Raw genomic sequence first — 2,105 nt, forward strand, 5'->3', positions numbered from 1 at the left:
AAAGATTTTTTCCATTTCTTCTTCAAAAATGGCTGAATCTTTATACAGCGAAGTATGTACACGGTCACTTTGAACCAGTTCGTTGTAATCAATTTCGATATTTTTAATTTGGATTGCATTATCCATAATTTGCCCTCATTACTATCTTTAAAAGATCATGTTTCTTACTAATAAATTACCTGTTTATAACCTATATTAATTAATCAACTAAGACTATTTTCTAGTTGAAGATTTAATATTAAATTCAATTAATTAGAGTATTAAATTGAATTTATAATCGAAATAACTCATTCATTTTTAAAGCCTTGAATTTAAACGACTCCCCATAGTCTTAAAGTTCTTGTATCCAGTCTTACAAACCACCTAGATTACGAGAATAGAAAGTAAGTTCTAAGTTGCCTAAATTCTGAATAAGACTTGTGGAGACATAGTTACTTGTCTATTACCATCTGCTTCTTAAACTGATGTGATTTATTTGGATCAAAGATTTTTGCAATTAGGCATAATTTTTCATCTTTGTTATGCCCTGAAACTAGATGCAAACCAACCGGTGTGCCTAACTCCGTTTCTAGAGGCAGGGTAATCGCCGGATGACCAGAAACGTTAAATGGTCGTACTAATGCAGTTAAATTTAATAGCTTAAGCGGATCATTTATTTCACTTAGTAGTGGCGGCGCTGTAGGCAATGTAGGTAGTAACAAAGCATCGTATTTCTTCAGCAATAGATCTAGTTCAGCTTTAAATAAATGCTGCACATCTTGTGCTTTTTCATATTGTTCAATGGTAATTTGAGATGCTGCTAATAATCTTTTTCGAATGTCTGTACCCAATTTACCTGTGGTTAGCAAATGTGAAAATGAATGCCAATTTTCATAGCTGATTAAAGTCATACCTGCCTCATATGCAGCATTAAAATGACTCAGCTCCATCTCTTCAAAGTGAATGTCATTGATCTGAGAAACATGTCTATTAATGCACTCCCAAACCAGGTCATCCGCATCGACACGTAAAATACCAACTCTAGGTATATGCACTTGATTATGCTGAACCTTAGAAAGGTCAAAGGTTGGGTCAATAATTTGCATAGCTTGAATAAGCATATTCATATTATTAGCAAAAGGCCCAACACAATCTAAGCTAGAATATTGCGGTAATACGCCTTTGCGGCTTATTCGTGCATATGTTGGTTTAAGACCATAAACCCCACAATAAGCCGCTGGTAATCGAATAAATCTGCCAGTATCTGTTCCTATTGAAAAGTCACAAATTTTCTCTGCAACAGCTGTGGCAGATCCACTAGAAGAACCTCCAGGAATTAAATGGAGATATTTAGGATTTATCGGACTACCTGTATACTCATTTAAACCTGTAATACCAAATGCCAGTTCATGTAAATTAGCTTTACCTATAATTTCACAGTCATGTTCTAAAATATTTTCTACTACATCAGCGTGCTTTATTGCTGCAGATATATTTGCTAAAGTCGGACTAGCAGCACATGTAGGATATTTCTGAATATCAATTGTGTCTTTAATGACGACTTTTATTTCTCCAATCCCTAAATGAAGATTTTGAACCAAAGATGTCATATTTTCTCAACCTATGATGTACGATTTCAGATCACTACAGACCTAAACTTGACTTTCTATAAGTTATATACATGCCCTTCGATTATCACAAATTAGTGATGCTTATATATGTCCAAATACTATTAGCGATATAAATTTAATACTGATCAAATTAAGGAATATTGAAATACCCAAGAAAACTAGGAATCATACTTTTAGATTAGTTTTACTGGACTGCTTACAAATCCTGTAAATCACGAGTGGATGTAGTACAACAAGCTCTGAAAACACTTTTAAAGAATAGACGATATTTGTCTAGGAGAGTGGTGGCAGTCCAGTGAGACTTGATCTGACAGGCACAATAAAAATGGCTAACTGCCAGATCAAGTTTTATCTAGTACACTTCATGCATATTTAAATACAGTCCAATAACTTTATATTCACTTTGGCTTTGTTGCATAAAGGTTTGAAAGGCTGAGTTCCCTTAAGCTACTCAAATTTAAGAGACAACTTGGGTATGAGGGCGACCTAATTCTG

2 protein-coding genes are annotated in these 2,105 nt (G+C 34.2%); both read right to left on the minus strand.

Features of this window, described 5'->3' with window-relative positions; translation table 11 throughout:
* The coding region (locus AC1M9D_RS13955) for a hypothetical protein (protein WP_481612430.1) at positions 1 to 126 on the minus strand (126 nt) is incomplete at its 3' end.
* A gap of 305 nt (positions 127 to 431) precedes the next feature.
* Positions 432 to 1,589: an amidase gene (locus AC1M9D_RS13960; RefSeq protein WP_481612429.1), complete on the minus strand. Its 1,158-nt coding sequence runs from the start codon at positions 1,587 to 1,589 to the stop codon at positions 432 to 434.
* Between the last annotated feature and the right edge of the window lie 516 nt (positions 1,590 to 2,105).

The organism is Acinetobacter sp. ANC_7682 (assembly GCF_056779795.1).

Excerpts from the sequence above, each read along its gene's own strand:
- AC1M9D_RS13960 (WP_481612429.1), bottom strand. The coding sequence starts at position 1,589 with ATGACATCTTTGGTTCAAAATCTTCATTTAGGGATTGGAGAAATAAAA.